Source organism: Desulfobotulus sp. (assembly GCF_034006065.1).
In the GTDB taxonomy this organism is placed as follows: Bacteria; Desulfobacterota; Desulfobacteria; order Desulfobacterales; family ASO4-4; genus Desulfobotulus.
In genome coordinates this window covers 1-22869 of sequence record NZ_JAVETM010000013.1, presented here as the reverse complement: position 1 = coordinate 22869, position 22869 = coordinate 1, and the positions used below count along the sequence as shown (strand labels likewise).

The following is a 22869-nucleotide window of genomic DNA, read 5'->3' as shown; positions in this document are numbered from 1 at the left end:
TTCTGATGAACCTGGTGGGGATGATTGTCCCCATGCGGAAACTGTGTTAGGTAAATTTACCCTCTGAACCTTCATGGACTGGACATGCATAATCGAGAAGCAAAAGACTTTCAATATGTTTTTGGCCCTGTGGCCTCCCGTCGCCTGGGACTTTCCCTGGGCGTGGACCTTCTGCCCGCCAAAACCTGTACCCTGGACTGTATTTACTGTGAATCCGGGCGCACCACCCGCAGAACCCTGGTCCGGAAAGCCTGGGTACCCACGGATGCGGTGATTGCGGAACTTGCCAGGGTCCTGGATTCAGGGCCTCTTCTGGACAGTGTGACCTTCTCAGGCTCCGGAGAGCCCACCCTGCATTCGGATATCGGCTATCTCATCGACACCATTCATCGTCGCTGGCCTGGCTATGGGGTGACCGTGCTGACCAATGGCACGCTTTTCTGGCAGGAAGAGGTGAGAGAGGATTTAAGGCATGCAGATCGGGTGATTGCCAATTATGATGCAGCCAGCCAGGAGGTTTTTGACGCCCTGAATCGCCCCTATCCCGGACTTTTTCCGGATCGTATGCTGGAGGGCCTGGTGGCCTTCCGGGAGATTTTCACAGGAGAACTCTGGGTGGAAATTTTTGTGGTGCCCGGCGTCAATGACAAAGACAGGGAAATTGAGGCCATTGCGGAGGCTGTGGCAAAGATACGGCCGGATCGTGTGCAGCTGAATACTCTGGATCGGCCGGGTGCGGAAAGCTGGGTGCAGCCTGCCATGGATGCCCTGATGCAGCGTTTCAGAGACCGCATTGCCGCAGCGGAGGCCGTGGGAGGGGTCCGGGGGCGGGGCAGTCTTGGGCCGCCGGACGATGGAACCCTGGAAAAAAAGATTGAAGCTTTGGTGCTGCGCAGACCCGTAACCGTGGAGGATGTGGTGCGCACCCAGGGGGTGGACAGGGATCAGGCGGAGCGGGTACTGAAGGGTATGTGTTTTGCAGGACGCCTTGGGGTGCAGCGGATGGACCGGGGGGATTTTTATACCTGCCCGGAAACATCCCGGTCCGGATGAAGGACAGGTCTGGGAGATAAGCCTTTTTTGTCAGATCTGGCCTTTTTTTGTCAGGATGCTCGGATAAGGCCTTTACGGATGTGGGCCCCGGAGCCTGCCTTGGCGGGATTTTCTTTAAAAGAGTCGGCTTTCAAGCAGGCCTGCGTCGACGAGGCGGGGCATAACGGCCTTTTACGGTGAATCCCTGAAAAAACAGGATTTTCTGGATAATCCCTTCATATTCCACCATGGGAGAGTGAGCATGCCCGTATTTATCTGGGAAGGCAAAAATCGTAAGAATCAGAAGCGCAAGGGCGAGATGGAAGCGCCCAACGAGGCGGCGGTGCGGATCCGTCTGGGGCAGCAGAAGATCACGCCCTCCAAGATCAAGCCAAAGCCCAAGGATATACTTGAAAATATTGCTTTTTTACAGCCCAAGGTTACCCAGGATGATGTGATTATCTTTGCCCGCCAGTTTTCCACCATGATTGACGCCGGTCTTCCCATTGTTCAGTGCCTGGAGATTCTGGGAAGCCAGCAGGAAAATCCCACCTTCCGGAAAATTATCAAGGAAATCAAAGCCGGAGTGGAAGGTGGCAACACCTTGGCCGATGTCTTGAAAAAATATCCCCACCTCTTTGACGATCTTTTTGTGAACATGGTGGCCGCAGGCGAGGCCGGAGGGATTCTCGACGTGATCCTGCGTCGTCTTTCCGCGTACATGGAAAAAATGTCCAAGCTGAAAAAAAAGGTGAAGGGAGCCATGACCTACCCTCTGGTGACCATTGTGATCGCCATTGTGGTGGTGGGGGTGATCCTCGTGTTCGTAATTCCGGTTTTTGAGAGCATGTTTGCGGATTTTGGCAGTGCCCTGCCAGTCCCGACTCAGCTTGTTATCACCATGAGTGAATTTGTCCAGGCCAAAATCCTCCATATTATCGTGGCGATAGTGCTTTTTTTCTTTGCCTTCAAACGAATTTATCGTACCCAGAAGGGGCGTCTGGCCATGGACACCCTTTTTCTCCGGCTGCCTGTGGCGGGCATTCTCATCCGCAAGGTGGCTGTGGCCAAATTCACCCGGACCATGGGTACCATGCTGGCCTCTGGGGTGTCCATACTGGAAGCCCTTGAGATTGTAGCTAAAACAGCGGGGAACCGGGTAGTGGAAAATGCCGTGTATGAGGTCCGGTCCAGCATCGCCGAAGGGCAGACCATGGCGGATCCTCTGAGCGAAAGCGGGGTTTTTCCTTCCATGGTCTGTTCCATGATCGCGGTGGGTGAGTCCACAGGAGCACTGGACGCCATGCTGGGAAAAATTGCGGATTTTTATGATGATGAAGTGGATCAGGCCGTGGAAAACCTTACCGCCCTGATCGAGCCTTTCATGCTGGTTTTCCTTGGAGTGGTGATCGGCGGGCTTGTGGTTTCCATGTACCTTCCTGTGTTCCAGATGGCTGCTGCGGTTGGCTGAAAAATGCGATGCAGGGTCATCAGGAATCTTTTTGTCAAGAAAGGATGACCATGCAGACGCAGGACAGGGAAATGCTGAAGAAACTCGGCTGGCTGATGGGCGCAAGGGTCTTCCTTGCGCTCTTGCTCCTTGGACTTTCCGCGGTTTTTCAGTATCAGGGAAAATCCATCTTTACCGTGTTCCCCGCCACAGCCCTTTATATTCTGGCCACCCTCACCCTGCTCATTTCCCTCATCTATGCCGTCTGGTATCCGAGAACCCTGCGGCCCCGTCTGTTTGCAATGGTCCAGCTATTGATGGATGTGGTATTGGTCACGGCCCTGATCTGGGTGACAGGCGGATATGATTCCCTTCTTACCTTTTTCTATATGATTGTGATCATCAACGCGAGCATCCTGCTTTCCCGCAGGGAAAGCCTTCTGGTGGCGGCGGCTTCGGCCATTCTTTTTGGTGTGCTGGTGGATCTTGAATATTATGGACTGCTTCCTTCCTTTGCGGAAAATACCACACCAATCATAGAGCGGGTGGATTTCTGGTCGGTTTTTTTCCGGATTCTGGCCACAACGGTGGCTTGTTTTTCCGTATCCCTTCTAACGAGTTTTCTTTCCGTGCAGTTGCGTAAAGCAAGGGATGAGGTCCGTCATATGGGAAGCTATGTGAAGCGTATGGAAAGTCTTGCCACAGCAGGGGAAATGGCCGCAGGGCTTGCCCACGAGATCAAAAATCCCCTGGCGTCCCTCACCGGCGCCATTGAGCTTCTTGAAACGGAAATCTGCAAGGATGCGGATTCCGTGAGGCTGATGCGCATTATTCGGCGGGAGTCGGATCGTCTTTCCAACCTTGTGACGGAGTTTTTGTTTTTTGCCAAGCCGGGCAAGGGGACTCCTGAGCCCCTGGAAGTGGGACGCCTCATCCACGAGACCGTACAAATCCAGGAACAGAATATCCGCAGTCGGGGTCGGATTCATTATCGGCTGCGCCTGGAGCCTGAGGTCTGGGTGGAGGCGGATCCGGATCGCCTGCGCCAGGTGCTCTGGAATCTCCTGCTCAACGCCGCAGAAGCCATTGCAGAGGAAGGTGAGGTGCGCGTGTTCCTTGAGGTGGAAAGGGAGCGTATGGTGCGCATTGTGATTCAGGATACGGGGTGCGGTATGCGGGAAGACCAGCTAGCCCTGATCTTTGATCCTTTTTACACCACAAAACCCAATGGAACGGGGCTTGGCCTTTCCATTGCCGTGCGCATTCTGGATGCCATGGGAGGGCGTATGCAGGTTGAAAGCAGACCCGGCGTAGGCAGCACCTTCACCGTTCGCCTGCCCCGCATGGGCGAATCCCGGAAAGGGGAGACAAAGGCGTGGGCCGGTGGTTGACACCCCATACGCAATAGGGTAGCTAGTGACTGGCTGAAAATCAGGGGTTTCATCCCGGCATCAGCGCACATTCTTTATTTTTAAGAACACTGCGGATCTTTTCAGGAACCGATCCTTAAAAACGTTAAGGATTTTTCGGAGACAGACAGAACAAAATGGACGAGAATCAAAGCGAGAGCAGCCAGGAAAACGCCGGAGACGTCTTGGGTCAGAGACGGCGTAAGCACCAGGAGCTGAAAGAAAAAGGCATCAACCTTTACCCCAATGATTTCCGCGTTTCCCATGGCATTGATGCCATCCGGGAAAGGATAGAAGAGGCACCGGAAACCTTAAGCCCTGAGGGTCCGGTGTTTTCCGTGGCAGGCCGCATGATGGCCATCAATCGTTTTGGCAAATCCGCCTTTATCCGCATCAAGGATGGCAGTGGGCAGCTTATGCAGGCCTATCTGCAGGAAAAGGGACTGGGAGAGGCCTATGCTCTGTTCCGCCAGATGGATGTGGGGGATTTTGTGGGGATCACAGGCACCCTCTTTACCACCCGTACGGGGGAATGGACCCTGGAAGCCAGGGAGTTCCGGCTGCTCTCCAAGGCCATGCGGCCTCTGCCTGAAAAATATCATGGGCTGAAGGATCCTGAAAAACGCTACCGCAAGCGGTATGTGGATCTGGTGATGAACCCCGAGACACGGGAAATTTTTCTCCGTCGAAGCCGTATGATCCAGGCGGTGCGGGAGTTTTTCATTGCCCGTCGTTTTCTGGAAGTGGAAACGCCCATGATGCAGCCCATTGCTGGTGGGGCCGAGGCCACCCCCTTTGTGACCCATCACAATGCTCTGGGCATGGATCTTTATCTTCGCATTGCGCCGGAGCTTTACCTGAAGCGTCTGGTGGTGGGAGGCTTTGAGAGAGTTTTTGAAATCAACCGGAACTTCAGGAATGAGGGGGTTTCCACCCGGCACAACCCCGAGTTCACCATGATGGAGTTTTACTGGGCCTATGCCACCTATGAGGACCTCATGGCCCTGACCGAAGCGCTTTTTGCCCATGTGGCAAAGGAGGTCACGGGAAGTACGGAGGTTCATTACCAGGGACATGTTCTGCGCTTTGACGGTGTCTGGCCCAAAATTTCCCTTCTGGACGCTCTGGTGGAGATTGGTGGCGTGAAACGCGATCTTCTGGAAGACCGGGAAGGTCTTTTAGCCTTTGCCAGGGAAAAGGGCGTCACAGTCACGAAAACGGAAAAACTGGGCAAGGTTCTCACCAAGCTCTTTGATACCCTGGTGGAGCCGAAACTCATCCAGCCCACCTTTATCACGGGCTATCCTGTGGAGGTTTCTCCCCTGTCCCGCAGGTCCGACAAAAACCCCGGCCTTACGGAGCGTTTTGAGCTCTTTGTGGCGGGCCGGGAGATTGCCAACGGTTTTTCAGAACTCAATGATCCCGAAGACCAACGGGATCGTTTCCTCATGCAGGTGGCGGAGCGGGAAGCCGGAGACGCCGAAGCCCATATGATGGATGAGGATTATATTGAAGCCCTTGAATACGGCATGCCGCCCACGGCGGGTCAGGGCATCGGCATGGATCGGCTGGCCATGCTGCTGACGGATGCCGCCTCCATACGGGAAGTGATTCTCTTTCCCCACATGAAACCCGTTTCCAACTGATCCGGATCCGGCGGGAGATCCGCCGGATCTGAAGAAGGTGACTTCCCCCACCCATGCCCCTTGAACTTTTTATTGCAGGACGGTATCTCCGTGCCCGGCGAAAACAGGGCTTTATTTCTCTGATCGGTATTCTTTCCGTTTTCGGGGTGGCCCTGGGCGTGATGGCCCTTGTGGTGGTCATTGCGGTGATGAGCGGCGCAGAAACGGATTTTCGTAAGCGCATTCTGGGGCTTGAGCCCCATGTGCTGCTCATGGGGCAGGGCGGAGGTCTCCAGAACCCTGATCTTGCAAGGGAAATGCTGGAAAAGATGCCCGGTGTGGCGGCCACAGCGCCTTTTGTCTACGGCAAGGTGGTTCTGAGGGCCTCGGGCGGGATGGGAGGCGCTTTTTTACGGGGGATTGATCCATCGGGACAAAGGGTGTCCATTGAAGGAGTGGACCGGGAAAGTATTATGGTCCAGCTGAAAGTTCCGGAAGCAGGGGCGCTTCCGGGCATTATCCTCGGAAAAAACCTTGCCTCTGAGCTGGGCGTGATCATCGGGGATACGGTGCAGGTGATGTCCCCTGAGTTCATGCTTTCTCCCGTGGGCATGCTGCCCAAGGTCCGCCGCTTTCAGGTGACGGGCCTTTTTTCTTCGGGGCTTTATGAGTACGATGGCGCCCTCTGTTATGTCCACATTGAGGAAGCCTCACGATTGATGGGGATGGGAGAGAAGGTGACGGGCATCGGCATCTGGATTGACGATGTGTATGCTGCGGAAAGTCTCGGGGAAAGAATCCGGGCGGATTTCGGTTGGGGATACTGGACCCGCAACTGGATGGAAATGAACAAGAACCTCTTTTCCGCCCTGAAGCTGGAAAAGGCGGCTATGTTTATCATCCTGACCCTTATTATCCTGGTGGCCGCCTTTAATATAGCCAGTTCGCTGATCATGCTCGTTATGGAAAAGACCCGGGATATCTCCATTCTCATGGCCATGGGCGCGACCAGACGTCTGGTACGGCGGATTTTTGTGATCCAGGGGATGATCATCGGTCTCATGGGCACGATCATCGGTGTTGCGTCCGGTGTGGCGCTTTGTTCTTTTCTGGAACGTTATCCCATCATCCGTCTTCCCGAGGCCTATCCTTTCACCACCCTTCCCGTTCTGCTGGAGTGGGGGGATGTGCTGGTCATCGGCCTTGCCTCCCTTGCCATCTGTTTTTTCTCCACCCTGTATCCCGCCATGCAGGCTTCCCGTCTGGATCCTGTGGAGGGCATCCGCTATGGATAGGTCGGAAGTTCTTGAACTCAGCGAAGTTTCGAAAACCTTCATGGGCGGGGGAGAGCCTGTCAGTGTACTCAAAGAGCTCACCTGGACGGTGCGCAGGGGTGACACCATTGCCATTGTGGGGCCTTCGGGCATCGGAAAATCTACGCTTCTGCATGTGCTGGGGGCTCTGGATCGTCCGGATAGGGGGCGGCTTCTCTTTGGGGGGCGCAACCTCTTTGATCTGGATGACGCAGGCCTGGCACGGATACGCAACAGGCACATGGGCTTTGTTTTTCAGTTTCACCACCTGCTTCCGGAATTCACAGCCCTTGAAAACGTCATGATGCCTGCCCGCATTGCAGGTATGGGGATCCGGGAGGCCAGGGAGCGGGCCAAGGCTCTTTTGGATCGCGTGGGACTTTCCCACCGTTTGGGCCACAGGGTTCCCCAGCTTTCCGGAGGAGAGCAGCAGCGTGCGGCCCTGGCCCGCGCCCTGGTGATGGAGCCACCCTTTCTTTTTGCCGATGAGCCGACGGGAAATCTTGACATCGAAAACAGCCACAATGTCCATGACCTGCTGCTGGAAATCCATGCGGAAAGGGGGTGCGCTTTGGTGGTGGTCACCCACAACATGGACCTTGCACGGATGATGCAAAGGCAGGTAACGCTGATGCATGGTCGCATTGCAGAGGTCTGTCCTTCGTCCCTGCACATCTGAAAACCCATGCATGGCACGGGTGTCCAGGGCCTTTGGGTTTTCAGAATTCTGATTTTGGCGTATAGCAAGGCGCGATTGTGCTTTTTTGTATTTGAGAGAGTCGTATGGGCGTTCATACCAGAGGATGGTTGCATGAATCGGAGTGTTTTCTGTAGCGGACTGATCTTCATACTGCTGATGGTGGGAAGTGTTGGAGCCTATGCCGGGGAATCCAGGAAGGTGTGGATTGCCCCCTTTTCCGTGGAAGGGGACCTCCGTTCCGTGGACCTCGGAAAGCAGGTGGCGGACCGGATTTCCCGGGAGCTGGTTGCTGCGGGGCTTTCTGTCCATATGGCGGAAAATCCGGTGGTACAGCCACAAGAGGCAGGGCAGGGCATGGAAAATACCGGTGCAGAGGCCGGAGTCTGGGGCCGTCTTCTCTTAGAAAACGGTGGTTTCCGCCTTTCAGGCCGTCTTTATTCCGAAGGCAGGGAACGCCGTCTTGTGGAAGAAGGTGCTTCCGTGGATACCCTTTTTCTTGCCACCCAGACCCTTGCCCGGAAAATGGCAGACCTTCTCGTGGGTAGGGAGACCGTGGCCCAAGTGGAGATAAAGGGAAATCAGCGCATTGAAAGTGACGCCATCTTACGGGTGATTCAGAGTGGGCCGGGTGATGTTTACCTGCAGAAGGCCCTATCCGATGACCTTCAGGCCATTTATGACATGGGATATTTTGATGATATCCGGGTGGCTGTGGAAGAAAGGCCGGAGGGTAAGACCGTTATCTTCACCATCAAGGAAAAGCCCACGGTGCGCCAGATTTTTGTGCGGGGCAATCGGGTGTATAACCAGGAAAAGGTTCTGGAGTCCGTTACCACCAAAAGCGGTTCCATCCTGAACGTCTTCCAGGTGCGGCGGGACATGGAGCGTATCCGGGATCTTTACCGCGCCAAAAATTATCACCACACCGAAGTCCAGTATGAGATCAAGGAGCTTGAAAATAACCAGGCAGACCTGATTTTCATCCTTTCCGAAGGTGATAAGGTCAAGGTCACGGAGATCGTGTTTGAAGGCCGCGAGAGTTATAAGAAAAAGGAGTTGCGCAAACAGATTGAAACTTCGGAAAAGGGATTTTTTTCCTGGCTCACCGGGTCTGGAGAGCTGAAGCGGGAAGCGGTGCAGCAGGATGCCGCACGGCTTACGGCTTTTTATCATAACCAGGGGTATGTGGATGCCCGGGTTTCGGATCCGGAAATCAGTTTTGAGGGGTCCGAAGCCAGGGTTCGTTTCAAAATTGATGAAGGCCAGCGTTTCCGTGTGGGGAAAATCTCCGTGGACGGAGATCTGCTTTTCACGGAAGAGATTCTGCTTGGGGTCACCAATATCGGCAAAGAAGAGTGGTACAAAAGGGATGTGATCCACCAGGACATGATGGCGCTTACGGATCTTTACGGAGATGCGGGTTATGCCAATACGGATGTCTACCCCCAGTTGCGCAAGGATCCGGAGGCGGGCGTGGTGGATATCCGTTACACGGTTCATCAAGGACGCCAGGTATACATTGATCGTATCGAAATTGAAGGCAACGTTAAAACAAGGGACAAGGTGATTCGTCGCCAGGTTCCCATTCTGGAGCAGGAGCTTTACAGCGGTACCAAAATCAAGCGGGGAATCCGGAACTTAAACCGTCTGGATTATTTTGAGGATGTGCGCCTGGATATGGAAAGAACCGCAGATCCTGAGAAGGTGGATCTGAAGGTGCGTGTGGAGGAAAAACCCACGGGCATGTTCACCTTTGGCGCGGGCTACAGTTCACAAGACAATCTCTTCGGTCAGGTTTCCGTCACCCAGCGCAACTTTGGGGGCAGGGGGCAGACCCTCAACCTCAGGGCGGATGTGAGCAGCTCGTCCACCAAGTATACCTTAAGCTTTACCGAACCCTATCTCTTTGATCGTCCCCTGTCCGCAGGCTTTGATGTGTATGACTGGGACCGGGAATACGATGATTACACGAAAAAAAGTACAGGCGGCACCGTGCGTTTCGGGTATCCCGTATGGGATTATACCCGGGCCTTCATTTCCTATGGTTTTGAGAAGTTTGATGTGGAGGTGGATTCGGGCAAAGAGCAATTGGTCAATGAGGACATCCTTGCCATGGTGCCCCTGGATACGGCCAGTACCCTGAGCCTGAGTCTGAATTATGACTCCACCAACCGGATGTTCAATCCTTCGGAAGGGGCCAACCACCGGGCCACGGTGAAGCATGCGGGAGGTTTCCTCGGCGGGGACATCGCCTTTACCAAGTACACGGCGGAAGTGGGCTGGTATTTTCCCCTGTGGCAGACGGTTTTTTTCATGCACGGTGAAACGGGTTATGTGCATAAGAACACGGAAGGCCATCTGCCGGACTATGAAAAATTCTATCTTGGCGGGATGAACTCTCTGAGGGGATACCGCTGGCGGGATGTGGCCGTGTATTACGATGGGGAATATACCTATGATGAGGTCACACGGGATGATGACGGCAATGTGACAAGCGTGGAAAAAAAGACCGTGAGCTATCGTAAAAACAAGGGGGGGGATAAGTTTACCCAGGCAAACTTTGAATTCATCTTCCCCCTGGTGCGAGAGGCGGGGCTGATGGGGCTTGCCTTTTATGATGTGGGTAATGTTTTTGACACGGATCAGAGCATTAACATGGATGGGGTGAAGCGGAGTGTGGGATATGGCATCCGCTGGTTTTCTCCCATTGGCCCCATCCGGCTTGAATACGGCATTCCCCTGGATAAGATTGATGGAGAAAAAAAAGGCGGTCGCTGGGAATTCACCATGGGCGGCGCTTTTTAATGGCCTGAAAACCGATAAAACGTCCGGTGATGCGGATGAAAGGAGCAATGAAAGATGGGATGGATGAGCCGTGTGATGCAGGGCATGCTGGTATGTCTTCTGGTGTCAGGGGTGGCTTTTGCCGCAGATGTGGCCAAGATCGGCGTTTTTGATTTTGAAACCTTCCTGAAGAACTCCAAGTCCGGGCAGCAGGCCAAGAATCAGGTGACCGAGGAAGCACGGAAACTGGAAGCCCAGCTGGAGGCTAAAAAGCTGGAAATTGAAAAACTGCGTGAGGGGCTTATGCGTGAAGCCATGGTCCTTTCCGAAGAAGCCAGGGCCCAGCGGGAGCGGGAGCTTCAGATCAAGGCCCTGGATCTGCGGAACATGGAGCAACGTTTCACCCGGAGTTTCAACCAGCAGCAGAATGAAATCATGGCCCGCATTCAGAATGAGGTGCGGGAGCTGATTCAGGAGATCGGTAAAAAGGAAAATTATCTGCTCATCCTTGAGAATGTGGGTGTGGTGTACGCGCCCGATCGCGTGGATATCACTGACCGGCTGATCCGGGAGCATGACAAGAAATACGGGAAAAGCGGATCATGAAGCAGCGCTTTTCTCTGGCTGAACTTGCTGAAGCCTGCGGAGGGCGGGTGGTGGGGGATGGGCAGTTTGAGATCAGGGCCATTGCACCCCTGGAGCATGCAGGCCCTGAGGACATTGCCCTTGCCATGAATGCCAAGTATCTGCGCCAGGCGGCTTTATCCGGTGCGGGCGCTCTGATCGTGGGAGAGGGGGCAAGTCTTGCAGGCCGCAACCTCCTCATTTCCGATGCGCCCTATTGGGCCTTTGCACGGATTCTGAACCTTTTTTATCCTGATCCCGAACCCTGCCAGCGCATTCACCCCACCACGGTGGTGGGAGAGCGTTTTGTGTGCAGGGGCAACCTTTTCACGGAAGCCTCGGTGGTGATCGGTGACGGGGTGAGAATGGGGGAAGGCTGCCGCATTGGCGCGGGCAGTGTGATTGGAGATGGCTGTGTGCTGGGGGATTTCTGTCATATTTATCCCAATGTCACCCTGTATCCGGGTACGGTTCTCGGAAGCCGGGTGCGCATTCACAGCGCATCGGTGCTAGGATCCGACGGTTTTGGGTTTGCTCCCAGAGCTGGCCGCTGGGAAAAGATTCCCCATCTGGGAACTGTGGAAATCGGTGATGATGTGGAAATCGGGGCTGGGTGCACCATTGACAGGGGCACTTTCGGGATCACCCGCATTGGACACGGGGTGAAGCTGGATGATCAGGTACACATTGCCCACAATGTGAGTATCGGAGATCACACCCTTCTTGTGGCCCAGGTGGGGATCGCAGGAAGCAGCCACATCGGGAAAAATACCATCCTTGCCGGTAAGGTGGGGATTTCCGGCCATATCCGCATCGGAGATGGCGTACGGGTGGGGCCCATGAGCGGAGTCGCCCAGAATGTCGCGGATGGGCAGGTGGTCAGCGGCAGTCCGGAAATGCCCCATGGCCTCTGGCTGCGGGTACAGCGCATCCTGCCCCGCCTGCCGGAAATGCGGCGGCGGATTCAGGCCCTTGAGCGTCGTCTTGGCATGGAAGACAAGGATGCGGAAAAGGGATCTGTGACATGACGACAGATGGCGAAGGACAGACAGGATTCGATGTGGTGGATATTCTGCGTTATCTTCCCCATCGTTATCCCTTTCTCCTGGTGGATCGGGTTCTCTCACTGGAGGTGGGAAAGACCATCTGCGCTATCAAAAATGTAACGATGAACGAACCTTTTTTTTCGGGCCATTTCCCCGGATATCCCATCATGCCCGGGGTACTCATCCTGGAGGCCATTGGTCAGGCAGGCGGTATTCTGGCCTATGCCTCCTGGCCCGAAGAGAGAAGACAATTTCCTCTTTTTCTGACGGGGGCGGATAAGGCCCGTTTTCGTCGGAAGGTCATTCCGGGGGATCAGCTCCGGATGGACGTGACTATCCTTAAACTGAAATCCAGAACGGTGAAGATGCACGGTGTGGCGACGGTGGATGGAGCCAAGGCCGTTGAAGCGGAATTCATGGCCGTTCTGGGAGATTAGGAAAACAATTATGGCCATTCATCCCACAGCCATTGTGGATTCAGGCGCGGAAATCGGCGAAGATGTGGAAATCGGACCCTTTGCCATTGTCAGAGATCATGTGTGCATTGGCGCAAGAACCCGCATCGGCGCCTATGCCATGGTGGACCATTATACGGAGATCGGGCCGGATTGCCGGATTTTTCCCTATGCCGCCGTGGGCGGAGATCCCCAGGATCTGAAGTTTAAGGGAGAAAAAACCTGGCTGAAGGTGGGCCGTAAGACCGTGATCCGGGAGTTTGCCACCCTGCACAGAGGCACGGAACTCGGCGGCGGGCTTACCCTGGTGGGGGAAGAAAATCTTCTGATGGCCTACTGTCATGTGGCCCATGACTGCCGGACGGGAAAAGGCGTGATCCTTTCCAACAACGCCACCCTGGCAGGGCATGTGATTCTGGGGGATCATGTGATTGTGGGTGGGCTTGCCGCCGTACACCAGTTTGTCAATGTGGGAGATCATGCTTACATTGGCGGCAAATCGGCTGTGGTGAAGGACATCCCTCCCTATGTGATCGCCTCAGGAGACAGGGCGACCCTCCACGGACTCAACAAGGTGGGGCTGAGAAGGCGGGAATTTCCGGAAGAAACCTTAAAGCAGCTCAAGCAGGCGTACAGGATTATTTTTCGGTATGGCCTTACCCTGAAAGAAGCCATTGAACGGGTGAGGGCCAGCGTGGAACCCATTCCTGAGGTTCACACCTTCATTGAATTCATTAAAAATTCGGATCGGGGCATTACCCGGTAATCCATCATGAGGGAAGGAGAGTTGGCGTCCCTTGGACAGCAGCGACCCTGGCAGTTGTAGCCATCGTCATCAAAAGATCGGTGTGATTGCAGGAAACGGCATGTTTCCTGTCATTTTTGCAAAAAAAGCGGCGGAACAGGGATACTTTGTTGCGACCGCAGCCTTCCGTGGGGAGGGGGATGAAAGTCTTGCCACCCTCTCCCATGCCTTCCGCTGGGTATATCTGGGGCAGGTCAGAAAGATCATCCGCTTTTTCAAGGATTCCGGCGTGGATACGGCCGTGATGATGGGGGGTATCCGAAAAACCCGGATGTTTGTGGATGTACGGCCTGACACCCTGGCCATCAAAGCCATGGCCCGTATGCGTCACAGCCATGATGACGGCGTACTGCGCCTTTTTGCGGACATTCTCCAGGAAAATGGCATCCGTATTCTCCACTCCACAGCCCTTCTGCCAGAGCTGCTTTCACCTCCGGGACTGTGGACCCGGATTCGTCCGCCCAAAGGGCTTCTTGCGGATATTGAGGTGGGATGGGAAGTGGCCCGCCGCATCGGAGAGCTGGATGTGGGGCAATGCGTGGTGGTGGGCGGTGGTTCGGTTCTGGCTGTGGAGGCCATTGACGGCACCGACGCCACTATCCGTCGGGGCGGTGGTCTTGGTCGGGGAGATGCGGTGCTGGTGAAATTGGCAAAACCTGGTCAGGACATGCGCTTTGACATTCCGGCCGTAGGGCCGGACACCATCCGTGTGATGGCGGAATCCGGTCTGCGGGTGATGGTGCTGGAAGCGGGAAAAACCCTGGCCCTTGATCGGGAAGCCCTGGTGAGGGAGGCTGAGCGCCTGGGCATCTGTGTGATTGCCATGGAAGAGCCCTCCGATCTGACCCGACTTCTGGAGGAAAGGGGAACGTCATGAAGCGGACCATTATGCTGGTGGCAGGAGAAGCATCCGGAGATCTGCATGGCGCGGGACTGATCCGGGCCATGGCGGAAAAGGATCCCTTTCTTTTTTTCTGCGGGATTGGGGGCGATCAGATGCGCAGGGCGGGGATGCGACCCATTGCGGACAGCACGGGACTTGCGGTGATGGGGATCACCGATGTGCTGGCCAGCCTGCCCCGTATCCGTAAAGTTTACAAGACCGCATCCATCATTCTGGCTTCCCTGAGACCGGATCTCCTTATTCTCATTGATTACCCAGGCTTTAACCTGCGTCTTGCCAGGGAAGCCAGAAAACTTGGAATCCCGGTTCTGTACTACATCAGTCCTAAGGTCTGGGCCTGGCGCTCTTCCCGGGTGCAGCAGATCGCAGACACCGTGGATAAACTTGCGCTGATTTTTCCCTTTGAGGTGGCGTGGTTTCAGGAACGGGGAGTGGATCAGGCCGTGTATGTGGGCAATCCTCTCATGGACCAGGCGCCGGAGTTCCGGGAAATGCGGTCGGATACGGTGGTGGAAACCCAGCCCATCATCGGACTTCTGCCCGGATCCAGGCCCGGAGAAATCCAGAGGATGCTGCCCGTTCTCTGTCAGGCTGCGGATCGGATTTCAAAAAAGATTCCTGGAGCGCGTTTTGTGCTTTCCGCAGCGCCGGGAACCCAGCTTTCGGATATGCAGGCCTTTGCCGCAGCTGCAGGGGCTCCCAGTCGCATGGATGTGGTGAACGGAGCCCATCCTGTTCTGGAAGTGGCCGATGTGGTGGCCGCCGTCTCCGGCACTGTGACCCTGGAGGCTGCCCTGGCTGGCGTTCCCACGGTGCTGGTTTACCGTATGTCCGCCTTCAGCTATGCCGTTGCCAAACGGGTGGTGAAGGTACCCTATGCCGGTCTTGCCAACCTGATCGCAGGGTCTGAGATCATGCCGGAACTCTTGCAGGAAGAGGCCACGGCCGAAAAGGTTTGCGACACGGTCTGCGGCCTTCTTTTGGACCGTGAACGCAGGATGCGGCATCATTATGCCCTGGGAGAAGTGCGTGCGGCCCTTGGTGAGCCTGGGGTGGCGGAACGCACAGCTGCGCTGGCACTTTCCATGTTGGGAGATCGATAGATGTTTGCAAAGCTGGACCCTCGGTACCGCAAAGTCCTGACCCTGGTGATGGAGAGCCGATGGCGGCTTGCCCTGGCCATGGTTTCCATGCTCCTGGTATCCGTCACCACGGCGGCTTCCGCCTGGCTGATCAAACCTGTTCTGGACGATATTTTCCTGAGTCGGGACATGAGCAAGCTCTATCTGATTCCCGGAGCCATCGTGGTGGTGTATGCCTTCCGAGGAGTTGGCATGTATGGGCAGGAGTTCTTTCTCAACTATGTGGGGCAGGTGATCATCCGGTATTTCCGCAATGCCCTTTACGAGAGGATTGTGGATCTGCCTTTGCGGTTTTTTCAGGACGAACGCACGGGCGCACTCATGAGCCGCATCACCAACGATGTGAATCTTGTGCGCAGCATGGTTTCCAGTGTGGTAACCAGTTCCCTGCGGGATTTTTTCACCATCCTTCTCCTTGTGGGCTACATTTTCTATCAGATATGGCACCTTGCGCTTTTTGCCTTTCTGGTTCTTCCCCTGGCCTTTTATCCCATTGTGTATTTCGGGAGAAGGGTGCGAAAGACCAGCACCGGTTGCCAGGAGGCCATGGCGGACATGAATGCCTTTTTGCACGAGACCTTTGCGGGTAACAAGATCGTTAAGGCCTTTGGCATGGAAGATTATGAGAAGAAACGGTTTCATGGGAAAACCGCAGATCTTTTTCGCCTTGAAATCCGCCAGGCTGTGGCCAAATCCCTTTCTTCTCCCGTGATGGAAGTGCTGGCTGGTGTGGGGATTGCCTTCATCATCTGGTACGGGGGCTCCCAGGTGATCCATGGTGTTTACACCCCAGGCACCTTTGTCTCCTTTCTTGCGGCTGTGATCATGCTCTATGATCCTGTGAAAAAAATGAGTAAGCTCAACAACGCCCTTCAGGAAGGGTTGGCTGCTGTGGACAGGATTTTTGAAATCCTGGATGAAAAATCCGAGATCCGGGAAAAGGACCAGCCCCTGCATCTGACAAAAGCTCCCCTGGATGTGCGCTTTGAAGGCGTGGGCTTTGCGTACGCGGATGGGGGAAAAAAGGTGCTGGAGGGGATTGATCTGGAAGTCCGGCCTGGTGAGGTGCTGGCACTGGTGGGGATGAGCGGAGGCGGAAAAACCAGCCTTGTGAACCTGATCCCCCGTTTTTATGACGTAAGCGAGGGCTCTATCCGCATCGGAGGTGTGGATATCCGGGATTTTTCCCTGGCTTCCCTGCGCGCCCAGATTGCAGTGGTCACCCAGGAACCCATTCTTTTCAACGACACGATCCGGGCCAACATTGCCTATGGTCGCGCCTTTGCCACGGAAGAAGAGATTGTTTCGGCTGCCCAGGCAGCCTATGCCCATGACTTTATTATGAAGATGCCCAGAGGATACGATACGGGCATTGGCGAGCTGGGCGGCAGGCTTTCCGGTGGAGAGCGTCAGCGCCTCTGCATTGCAAGGGCATTAATCAAGGACGCGCCCATCCTCATTCTGGATGAGGCGACATCGGCCCTGGATACGGAAGCAGAGCAGGTGGTGCAAAAAGCCCTGGACAATCTGATGGCCGGTCGGACCACCTTTGTCATTGCCCACCGTCTTTCCACCATCACGCGGGCGGATGCCATTGCCGTGCTCGTAGATGGGCGGATCGTGGAAATCGGGCGACATGAGGCGCTTTTGGCAAAAAACGCCGCCTATGCCAAGTTGTATCGCATGCAGTTTGCACGGGAAAGACAAGATGACTGAAGATCGCAAGCTTGGGGATGCATGGTTTTTCAGGAAAAGACCCTGGGGCCTGTCTCCCTTTTTTATGATGTTTTTTATACTGACCGCCCTTTTTTTCATTCTCTGGTCAGAGACCGATCTCTGGTTTTCGGGTCTTTTCTGGCGTCCGGAAGGGGGTTTTTTTTTGCGGAGCCATCCCCTGGTTCTGGGCATTTATCGGTCTGTGGAATGGCTTTCCTATGGGGCTGGGGCTTTTTTTATTTTCTGGCTGCTGGGCTTTGGTTTTTTTCCCCGCATCCGCAGATGGGGTGGATTCCGTTTTGCTGTTTTTTCCCTGCTCCTCTTGGCCCTTGGGCCCGGACTTCTGGTAAATGCCGTTTTCAAGGACCAGTGGGGCAGAGCCCGGCCCGGACAGGTGGAAGCCTTTGGCGGTGAAGCACCTTTTACCCCTGCCTTTGTACCCAGCTCAGCATGCGAACGCAATTGCAGTTTTGCTTCCGGTCATGCCTCCGCCGCTGCCTGGCTTTTCTGTCTGGCCCTGTTCTATCCCCGCCGTAACCCCTGGGTTCTGGGAGCAACGGCCTTTTATTTTGTCCTCGCCGGACTGGGGCGCATTGTGCAGGGAGGACATTTTTTAAGCGATGTGATTTTTGCCCTTCTGCTGGTCTATCTGGTGGCGGCCCTTCTGGCTCCCCGCATTCTCATGAAATCCCAGAGCCCCTGACACAGCCAACCGATCCCTTTCAGTTTTTTATACGGATACGCAGCAAGAAAGCTTGTTGCGTATTTTTTTGCGTGAAGGTTTTGTCCTGCGATGGCTGTTTACGCTCATTGCAATGGATTCTTTTGGCTTGCTTTATCCATGTATTTCTTTAAAAAATGAAGAAAACGGAAGGTTTTAAGAGATAACCGAGAATTAAAACCTTATGGGTCTCTTTAAAATTAGATTGCTTGACATGGAGTGCTTTAAACATTATTTTTGTTCTTAGATAAAACAGAAAGGATCGGAAAGAGGAATGTGTACAAATGATTTCGGAAAACGGTTCCCGAAATCCCCAGGGTGCAGGTGGGGTCCCGACTTCAGGGCTGCCCCCGCTTTCCGGTCCTGAATACCTTATGCGGTGGGCTGCAGATTCGGGTTTTCCGGTTCGGAAACGCGGGGGTGAGGCAGCTCCGCCATGATTTCAGGAACCGGAAAGGATGAAGGCCATGGAACCCAACAGCGCCAGACCCCGTTACCGTCCCTATACCCCGGAAAATTTTCACGGCCTTCCCCAGATTGACAAGATTCCAGGGGAACGGTTACGGTCCATGAAGCTGATCTCCCGTATCCTTCCTTTTCGGGTAAGCAGTTATGTGACCGATGAACTCATTGACTGGAACCGGATTCCCGACGATCCCATCTTCCAGCTGACCTTTCCCCAACCCGAAATGATTGCTGAAGCGGATTTGCGGCTTTTGCGGCATTATGTCCGGACGGGCAATGAGCCTGCCGCATCCGCTCTGGTGCGTAAGACGCATCAGGCCATGAATCCCCATCCCGCAGGCCAGATGGATCTTAATGTGCCCATGCTGGATGGCGAAATTCTCACAGGAATGCAGCACAAATATCCGGAAACCGTCCTCTTTTTTCCTGCCCAGGGACAGACCTGCCACAGCTACTGCACCTATTGTTTCCGCTGGCCTCAGTTTGTGGGGCTGGATACGGCCTTCCGATTTGCCTGCAATGACGAGGCACTGTTGCCGAGGTATATCCTGGCCCACCCTGAGGTGACGGATGTGTTGTTTACGGGGGGGGATCCCATGGTGATGCACGCCAAACTCCTGCGTAAATATGTCGCGCCTCTTCTTGGCGAAAAACCTGGAAATCTGCACAGCATCCGTTTTGGTACCAAAAGTCTTGCCTACTGGCCTTACCGCTTTACCACGGACAAGGACGCCGACGATATTCTGCGGCTTTTTGACGATATTGTAGCTGCGGGTTATCACTTGTCCATCATGGCCCATTTCAGTCATCCACGGGAGCTTTCCACCGCTGTGGTGGAAAAGGCCATAGCCCGCATCCGGGCCACAGGTGCACAGATTCGATGCCAGGCACCTCTGATTCGTCATGTGAATGCGGACGCCGGGGTCTGGGCCGCCATGTGGAAGCGTCAGGTGGCTCTGGGCGCTGTGCCTTATTACATGTTTATGGAAAGGGATACGGGACCTGTGGGCTACTTCAGTGTACCGCTGGTGGAGGCTTTTAATATTTTCACAGAAGCCTACAGGGAGGTGTCGGGGCTCTGCCGTACGGTGCGCGGACCTTCCATGTCCGCAAGTCCGGGCAAGATTCTCATGGAAGGTGTGGCGGAAGTGGGAGGTGAGCAGGTGATGGTTCTGAAATTTATTCAGGGCCGAAACCCTGAGTGGGTGAACCAGGTATTCTTTGCCGCCTATGACGCCAAGGCCCACTGGATTGATGATCTGAAGCCCGCCTTTGGAAAGAAACAGTTTTTTTATGAGGCGGACTACCTGCGTCTCCAGGACTCCCTGCGGCGACGCAGGCAGGGGGTTGCGGCATGAGATTTCAAGCGGGCAGGTGATGGGGCGGGATTCCCTGGCTGGGGATTCGGCATGACCTGAACACCCAACCCCCCTTTACGCATGTGATGATCTGCGTAAAGGGGGGTTGTTTTTTTTATTCAGCGATGCTGAGCTGAGCCCTCAGTGCTGCGGGGCAGGGCGCAAAAACACCCTTCTACCGGGACCTACTTGAAAGTGGATGTCCATGCAGGCGGTGCGGCGGGATTCCAGGGAGAAGGAGATCTGCGTTTTTTTAGGGTCAGGCTTTTTCCATGGCCATGAAACGCTCCACCTGAGGGTGGATGCAGTGGTAAATATCTTCATCGGAACCATAAACATCGACCACATCCCGGTTTTTGATGAGGTCTTCTATCACAAAGGCGGTGAGATAGAGGGTCACCACATTGGGATTGGAAACCACCTGGCGGTAAGGAGCGATTTTATAATCAAGGTCAAAGTCTTCCATCTGACCCAGCTGTTCCAGCGCCTTGGCAATCTGCGCCTGCAGTCCGTTTTTGTTTGTGGTTTCGATGATCTCATTTTCCACAAGTTTCATGGAGACGGTGTTGCTCAGCATGTCGGCATGGTTACGCACCATGTGCAAGGCCTGCCCCCGCTCCCGTTCCTTTGAAGATTCTATCTTGGAGAGGATTTTTGATTCACGGTTACTCGGGCGGAAAACCTTTGCCATTGAATGACCTCTGCGGGTTGTGATGTTGGTGAAAGGGGGGGCACTGCGTGACGCATAGAATGCCCTGCATCAGTAATGGTGCATCATAGGGAAAGCCTTGTTCCGACGCAAGAAAAACCTTTGTTTTTTTCAATACCAGGCCTCAATTTGCATCTGAACCCCTTCTTCCTTTGCCCATTCCCTGCGCAGCCTGAAAAGGCAGACATCTATATGGGGAGGAAAACTCCGTCCCTTTCCCACCCCAAAAACAACGGCGGAAATGTTGCGGGTGTGGATGGAGGAAGGCTGACGCAGCAGGAGACGGCGGTGGCAGCCCTCGCTGCCCATGGGCAGGCTGCTGAGCACCTCCAGGTGACGCGCGGCAAAAAGCGGAGGGGCGTTGCCCATGCCAAAGGGGCCTAAGGCCTGCATTTCCGCAAGCAGTCTGGGGGTAAGGGTATCCAGATCCACCAAGGCGTCGGCCATGAAGGGAGGCGGATAACCCAGAAGGTCCGGGTACTGGGCCGCCAGAGCGCAAAACTGCCTCTGAAAGGCCGGGATGTTGCGATCCTGGATACGAAAGCCTGCGGCCATGGCATGACCGCCGTATTGTTCAAGGAGCGGGCTGCAGGCGCTCAGTGCGGCAAAGAGATCGACCCCCGGAATGCTGCGGGCCGAAGCCTGACCCAGATTGTCCTGGGTGGCGATGAGAACTGCGGGCTTGTGGTAACGCCGCACCAGACGTGAGGCGACGATGCCGATCACCCCCAGGGACCAGTCCTGGCTGTGGAGTACAAGGGCTGGCTTTTGGGCGAGATCCGGTTTTTTTTCGAGTGCATCTTCAATGGAGGTGAGAATTCGGTTTTCCTCCACCTGCCTTGTGCTGTTGAGCCTGTCCAGCTCCAGGGCAAGGGGCATGGCGGTGTCCAGAGAAGGGGCGGAAAGGAGACGAAGGGCCATGTCCGGATGGGCCATGCGGCCTGCGGCATTGATGCGCGGAGCCAGGCGAAAGGCAATGGCTTCACTGTCCACATCCTCGCAGCGGATTCCCGCAACCCGGCAGAGGGCCTGAATTCCAGGTCTGGGGGCCTTGCGTATGGTGTTCAGTCCCGCATGCACCAGGGTGCGGTTGATGCCGGTCAGAGGCACAAGATCTGCTACCGTGCCCAGGGCGACGAGATCCGTTTCCGGAAGAAGGGGGGGCTCCGGAAATTTCTCCCAGTACCCCCTTTCCCTGAGCCCTTTTCGGATGGCCATGACAAGGTAAAAGGCCAACCCCACGCCCGCCATGTTGCCAAGCCCCGATGGGCAGTCCCTACGCTGGGGATCCACCACGGCCCAGGCCTGGGGTAGGGTGTCTCCGGGTCTGTGGTGATCCGTGACCACCACATCCATGCCGATTTTTCTGGCTTCAGCAATGGCCTCGTGGCTGGATATGCCGCAATCCACTGTGATCACCAGGCGGATGCCCGATTGGGCGAAAAGGGGAATGTGGAGGGGCTTAAGTCCGTATCCTTCCCTTTCCCTGTGGGGCAGGTAAAAGCGAGTTTTGGGGTTGAGACGGGAGAGAAAGCCGTACACCAGGGCCGTGGCGGTCACGCCGTCGGCATCGTAATCTCCGAAAACCAGTAGGGGCTCTTGGAACAAAATGGCCTGGATGATGCGTTCTGCAGCCAGGGAAAGATCCTGGATGCCATCGGGATGGGGCAGGTTTTTGATGTTCGGATTGAGAAAATCCCTTAAAGAGGCAATGGAGGTCAGTCCCCTGGCGGCAAGGATTCTGGCCGTTGCGGGCAGATAACCCGTTGTCCGCATCAGACGGTCTGTGGCGTCTTCCGGAGCAGGGCGTAGTCGCCAGACAAAGGGGGAAGACGGTGCGGATTTCGTGGTCGTGGGATAAGGAGGTGTTTTTTGCATATGTCAGGTCATCATGCGCTCATAATTGGCCATTTTTCTGGCAAGTTCGGACCAGCGCAGGCTCTGGAGCTCTTTGGCGGCCTCATGGTGCAGGCCTTTTTTGATGATTTTTCTGCGGTCTCCGGCCTTATGAACGCCGTAAAAGGGGAGCATGTGGAAAAAGGCCTCGTCCATATAGGTCTGTATGGGGATGAGGACGTCTTTTCTGCGGGTGAAATAGGCGTCCTCGCCTTCCGCGCAGGGAGTGGAAAAAACGTTGAAATGGCGGCAGGCCAGAGGACGCATGGGATGGATGGCGCAGACGCCGTCCACAAGAAAAACACACGGGTCTCCGGGCCTGTTGGCGCTGAGGCGTTCCTGGAGCCTGTCCCGTAGCTCGCCTTGGAGTTTCTCTGTAACATACCAGGCAATGCCTGTCAGCTCAATGGGATATACGGGAATGGAACGATGGGTGATGCAGCAGGCGGAGCAGCCTTTGGCGCAGGCCAACTTTCTGCCTTTGGCCTCTTCCCTGTGTATGGATGCCCAAACGCCTTGGTCAGCGATGTGAAAGGCGTCCAGCAGCATGGGAAGCCAGGTATGGATTTTTTCCTCTTCGGGAAAAAAAAGGCGTTTGATCTTAGGGCGTGTCATCAATTGTGCAGCTGACAATTTTCCGGATTCACAACGAGGTGTTTTTGTGCTTTTCTGTTGATGGGCTGTGGGAGGACCCTTCAATGACAAGACGTTATGG

At 55.1% G+C, this 22869-nt stretch carries 19 protein-coding genes; 16 read left to right on the top strand and 3 right to left on the bottom strand.

The features are described 5' to 3' along the window. The first annotated feature begins 84 nt into the window (after positions 1–84). The 16 genes from RBR60_RS06900 (at position 85) to RBR60_RS06825 (ending at position 19549) form a co-directional block, all read left to right on the top strand. A complete protein-coding gene (locus RBR60_RS06900) occupies positions 85–1053 on the top strand; it encodes a radical SAM protein (RefSeq protein WP_320355157.1) in 969 nt (322 codons plus the stop codon). Between the two features lie 241 nt (positions 1054–1294). Then, positions 1295–2503 carry a type II secretion system F family protein gene (locus tag RBR60_RS06895; RefSeq protein ID WP_320355156.1) on the top strand — a complete coding sequence of 403 codons (1209 nt, stop codon included), beginning with the start codon at positions 1295–1297 and terminating at the stop codon, positions 2501–2503. 50 nt (positions 2504–2553) lie between these two features. Then, positions 2554–3873, top strand: a complete 1320-nt coding sequence (locus tag RBR60_RS06890; protein ID WP_320355155.1) for a two-component system sensor histidine kinase NtrB — start codon at positions 2554–2556, stop codon at positions 3871–3873. Between the two features lie 155 nt (positions 3874–4028). Continuing rightward, the gene (gene lysS, locus RBR60_RS06885) at positions 4029–5537 is read left to right on the top strand and encodes a lysine--tRNA ligase (RefSeq protein ID WP_320355154.1); all 1509 of its coding nucleotides are present in this window, start codon (positions 4029–4031) and stop codon (positions 5535–5537) included. Positions 5538–5590: 53 nt separating this feature from the next. Beyond that, the gene (locus RBR60_RS06880) at positions 5591–6811 is read left to right on the top strand and encodes a lipoprotein-releasing ABC transporter permease subunit (RefSeq protein ID WP_320355153.1); all 1221 of its coding nucleotides are present in this window, start codon (positions 5591–5593) and stop codon (positions 6809–6811) included. Then, complete coding sequence (locus RBR60_RS06875; RefSeq protein ID WP_320355152.1) at positions 6804–7508, top strand: ABC transporter ATP-binding protein; 705 nt, start codon at positions 6804–6806, stop codon at positions 7506–7508. The genes RBR60_RS06880 and RBR60_RS06875 overlap by 8 nt, the downstream gene beginning before the upstream one ends. Before the next feature lie 132 nt (positions 7509–7640). Next, positions 7641–10334, top strand: coding sequence for an outer membrane protein assembly factor BamA (gene bamA, locus RBR60_RS06870; RefSeq protein ID WP_320355151.1), 2694 nt, complete (start codon positions 7641–7643; stop codon positions 10332–10334). Positions 10335–10388: 54 nt separating this feature from the next. After that, positions 10389–10919 (top strand): OmpH family outer membrane protein, encoded by a 531-nt coding sequence (locus RBR60_RS06865; protein ID WP_320355150.1) that lies wholly within the window; start codon positions 10389–10391, stop codon positions 10917–10919. Beyond that, complete coding sequence (gene lpxD / locus RBR60_RS06860; protein WP_320355149.1) at positions 10916–11965, top strand: UDP-3-O-(3-hydroxymyristoyl)glucosamine N-acyltransferase; 1050 nt, start codon at positions 10916–10918, stop codon at positions 11963–11965. Before RBR60_RS06865 ends, lpxD begins: the two co-directional genes overlap by 4 nt. Next, entirely contained in the window at positions 11962–12420 is a 459-nt protein-coding gene (gene fabZ / locus RBR60_RS06855; protein WP_320355148.1) for a 3-hydroxyacyl-ACP dehydratase FabZ, read from the top strand. The genes lpxD and fabZ overlap by 4 nt, the downstream gene beginning before the upstream one ends. A 10-nt stretch (positions 12421–12430) precedes the next feature. Next, on the top strand, positions 12431–13204 hold the full coding sequence (gene lpxA / locus RBR60_RS06850) for an acyl-ACP--UDP-N-acetylglucosamine O-acyltransferase (RefSeq protein ID WP_320355147.1): 774 nt from the start codon (positions 12431–12433) through the stop codon (positions 13202–13204). Positions 13205–13286: 82 nt separating this feature from the next. Beyond that, positions 13287–14120, top strand: coding sequence for an LpxI family protein (locus RBR60_RS06845; RefSeq protein ID WP_320355207.1), 834 nt, complete (start codon positions 13287–13289; stop codon positions 14118–14120). Continuing rightward, a complete protein-coding gene (lpxB, locus tag RBR60_RS06840) occupies positions 14117–15250 on the top strand; it encodes a lipid-A-disaccharide synthase (RefSeq protein ID WP_320355146.1) in 1134 nt (377 codons plus the stop codon). Before RBR60_RS06845 ends, lpxB begins: the two co-directional genes overlap by 4 nt. Continuing rightward, positions 15251–17005, top strand: coding sequence for a lipid A export permease/ATP-binding protein MsbA (gene msbA / locus RBR60_RS06835; RefSeq protein WP_320355145.1), 1755 nt, complete (start codon positions 15251–15253; stop codon positions 17003–17005). Further along, positions 16998–17708 carry a phosphatase PAP2 family protein gene (locus tag RBR60_RS06830; RefSeq protein WP_320355144.1) on the top strand — a complete coding sequence of 237 codons (711 nt, stop codon included), beginning with the start codon at positions 16998–17000 and terminating at the stop codon, positions 17706–17708. The genes msbA and RBR60_RS06830 overlap by 8 nt, the downstream gene beginning before the upstream one ends. Positions 17709–18193: 485 nt before the next feature. After that, a complete protein-coding gene (locus tag RBR60_RS06825; RefSeq protein WP_320355143.1) occupies positions 18194–19549 on the top strand; it encodes a lysine 2,3-aminomutase in 1356 nt (451 codons plus the stop codon). Positions 19550–19808: 259 nt separating this feature from the next. Here RBR60_RS06825 and RBR60_RS06820 read toward each other — a convergent pair whose 3' ends face one another. The 3 genes from RBR60_RS06820 to RBR60_RS06810 all read right to left on the bottom strand — a co-directional run bounded on the left by RBR60_RS06820 (position 19809) and on the right by RBR60_RS06810 (position 22769). After that, complete coding sequence (locus RBR60_RS06820) at positions 19809–20147, bottom strand: hypothetical protein (RefSeq protein ID WP_320355142.1); 339 nt, start codon at positions 20145–20147, stop codon at positions 19809–19811. Positions 20148–20369: 222 nt separating this feature from the next. Beyond that, a complete protein-coding gene (recJ, locus tag RBR60_RS06815) occupies positions 20370–22136 on the bottom strand; it encodes a single-stranded-DNA-specific exonuclease RecJ (protein WP_320355141.1) in 1767 nt (588 codons plus the stop codon). A gap of 3 nt (positions 22137–22139) precedes the next feature. After that, positions 22140–22769 (bottom strand): YkgJ family cysteine cluster protein, encoded by a 630-nt coding sequence (locus RBR60_RS06810; RefSeq protein WP_320355140.1) that lies wholly within the window; start codon positions 22767–22769, stop codon positions 22140–22142. Positions 22770–22869 lie beyond the last annotated feature (100 nt).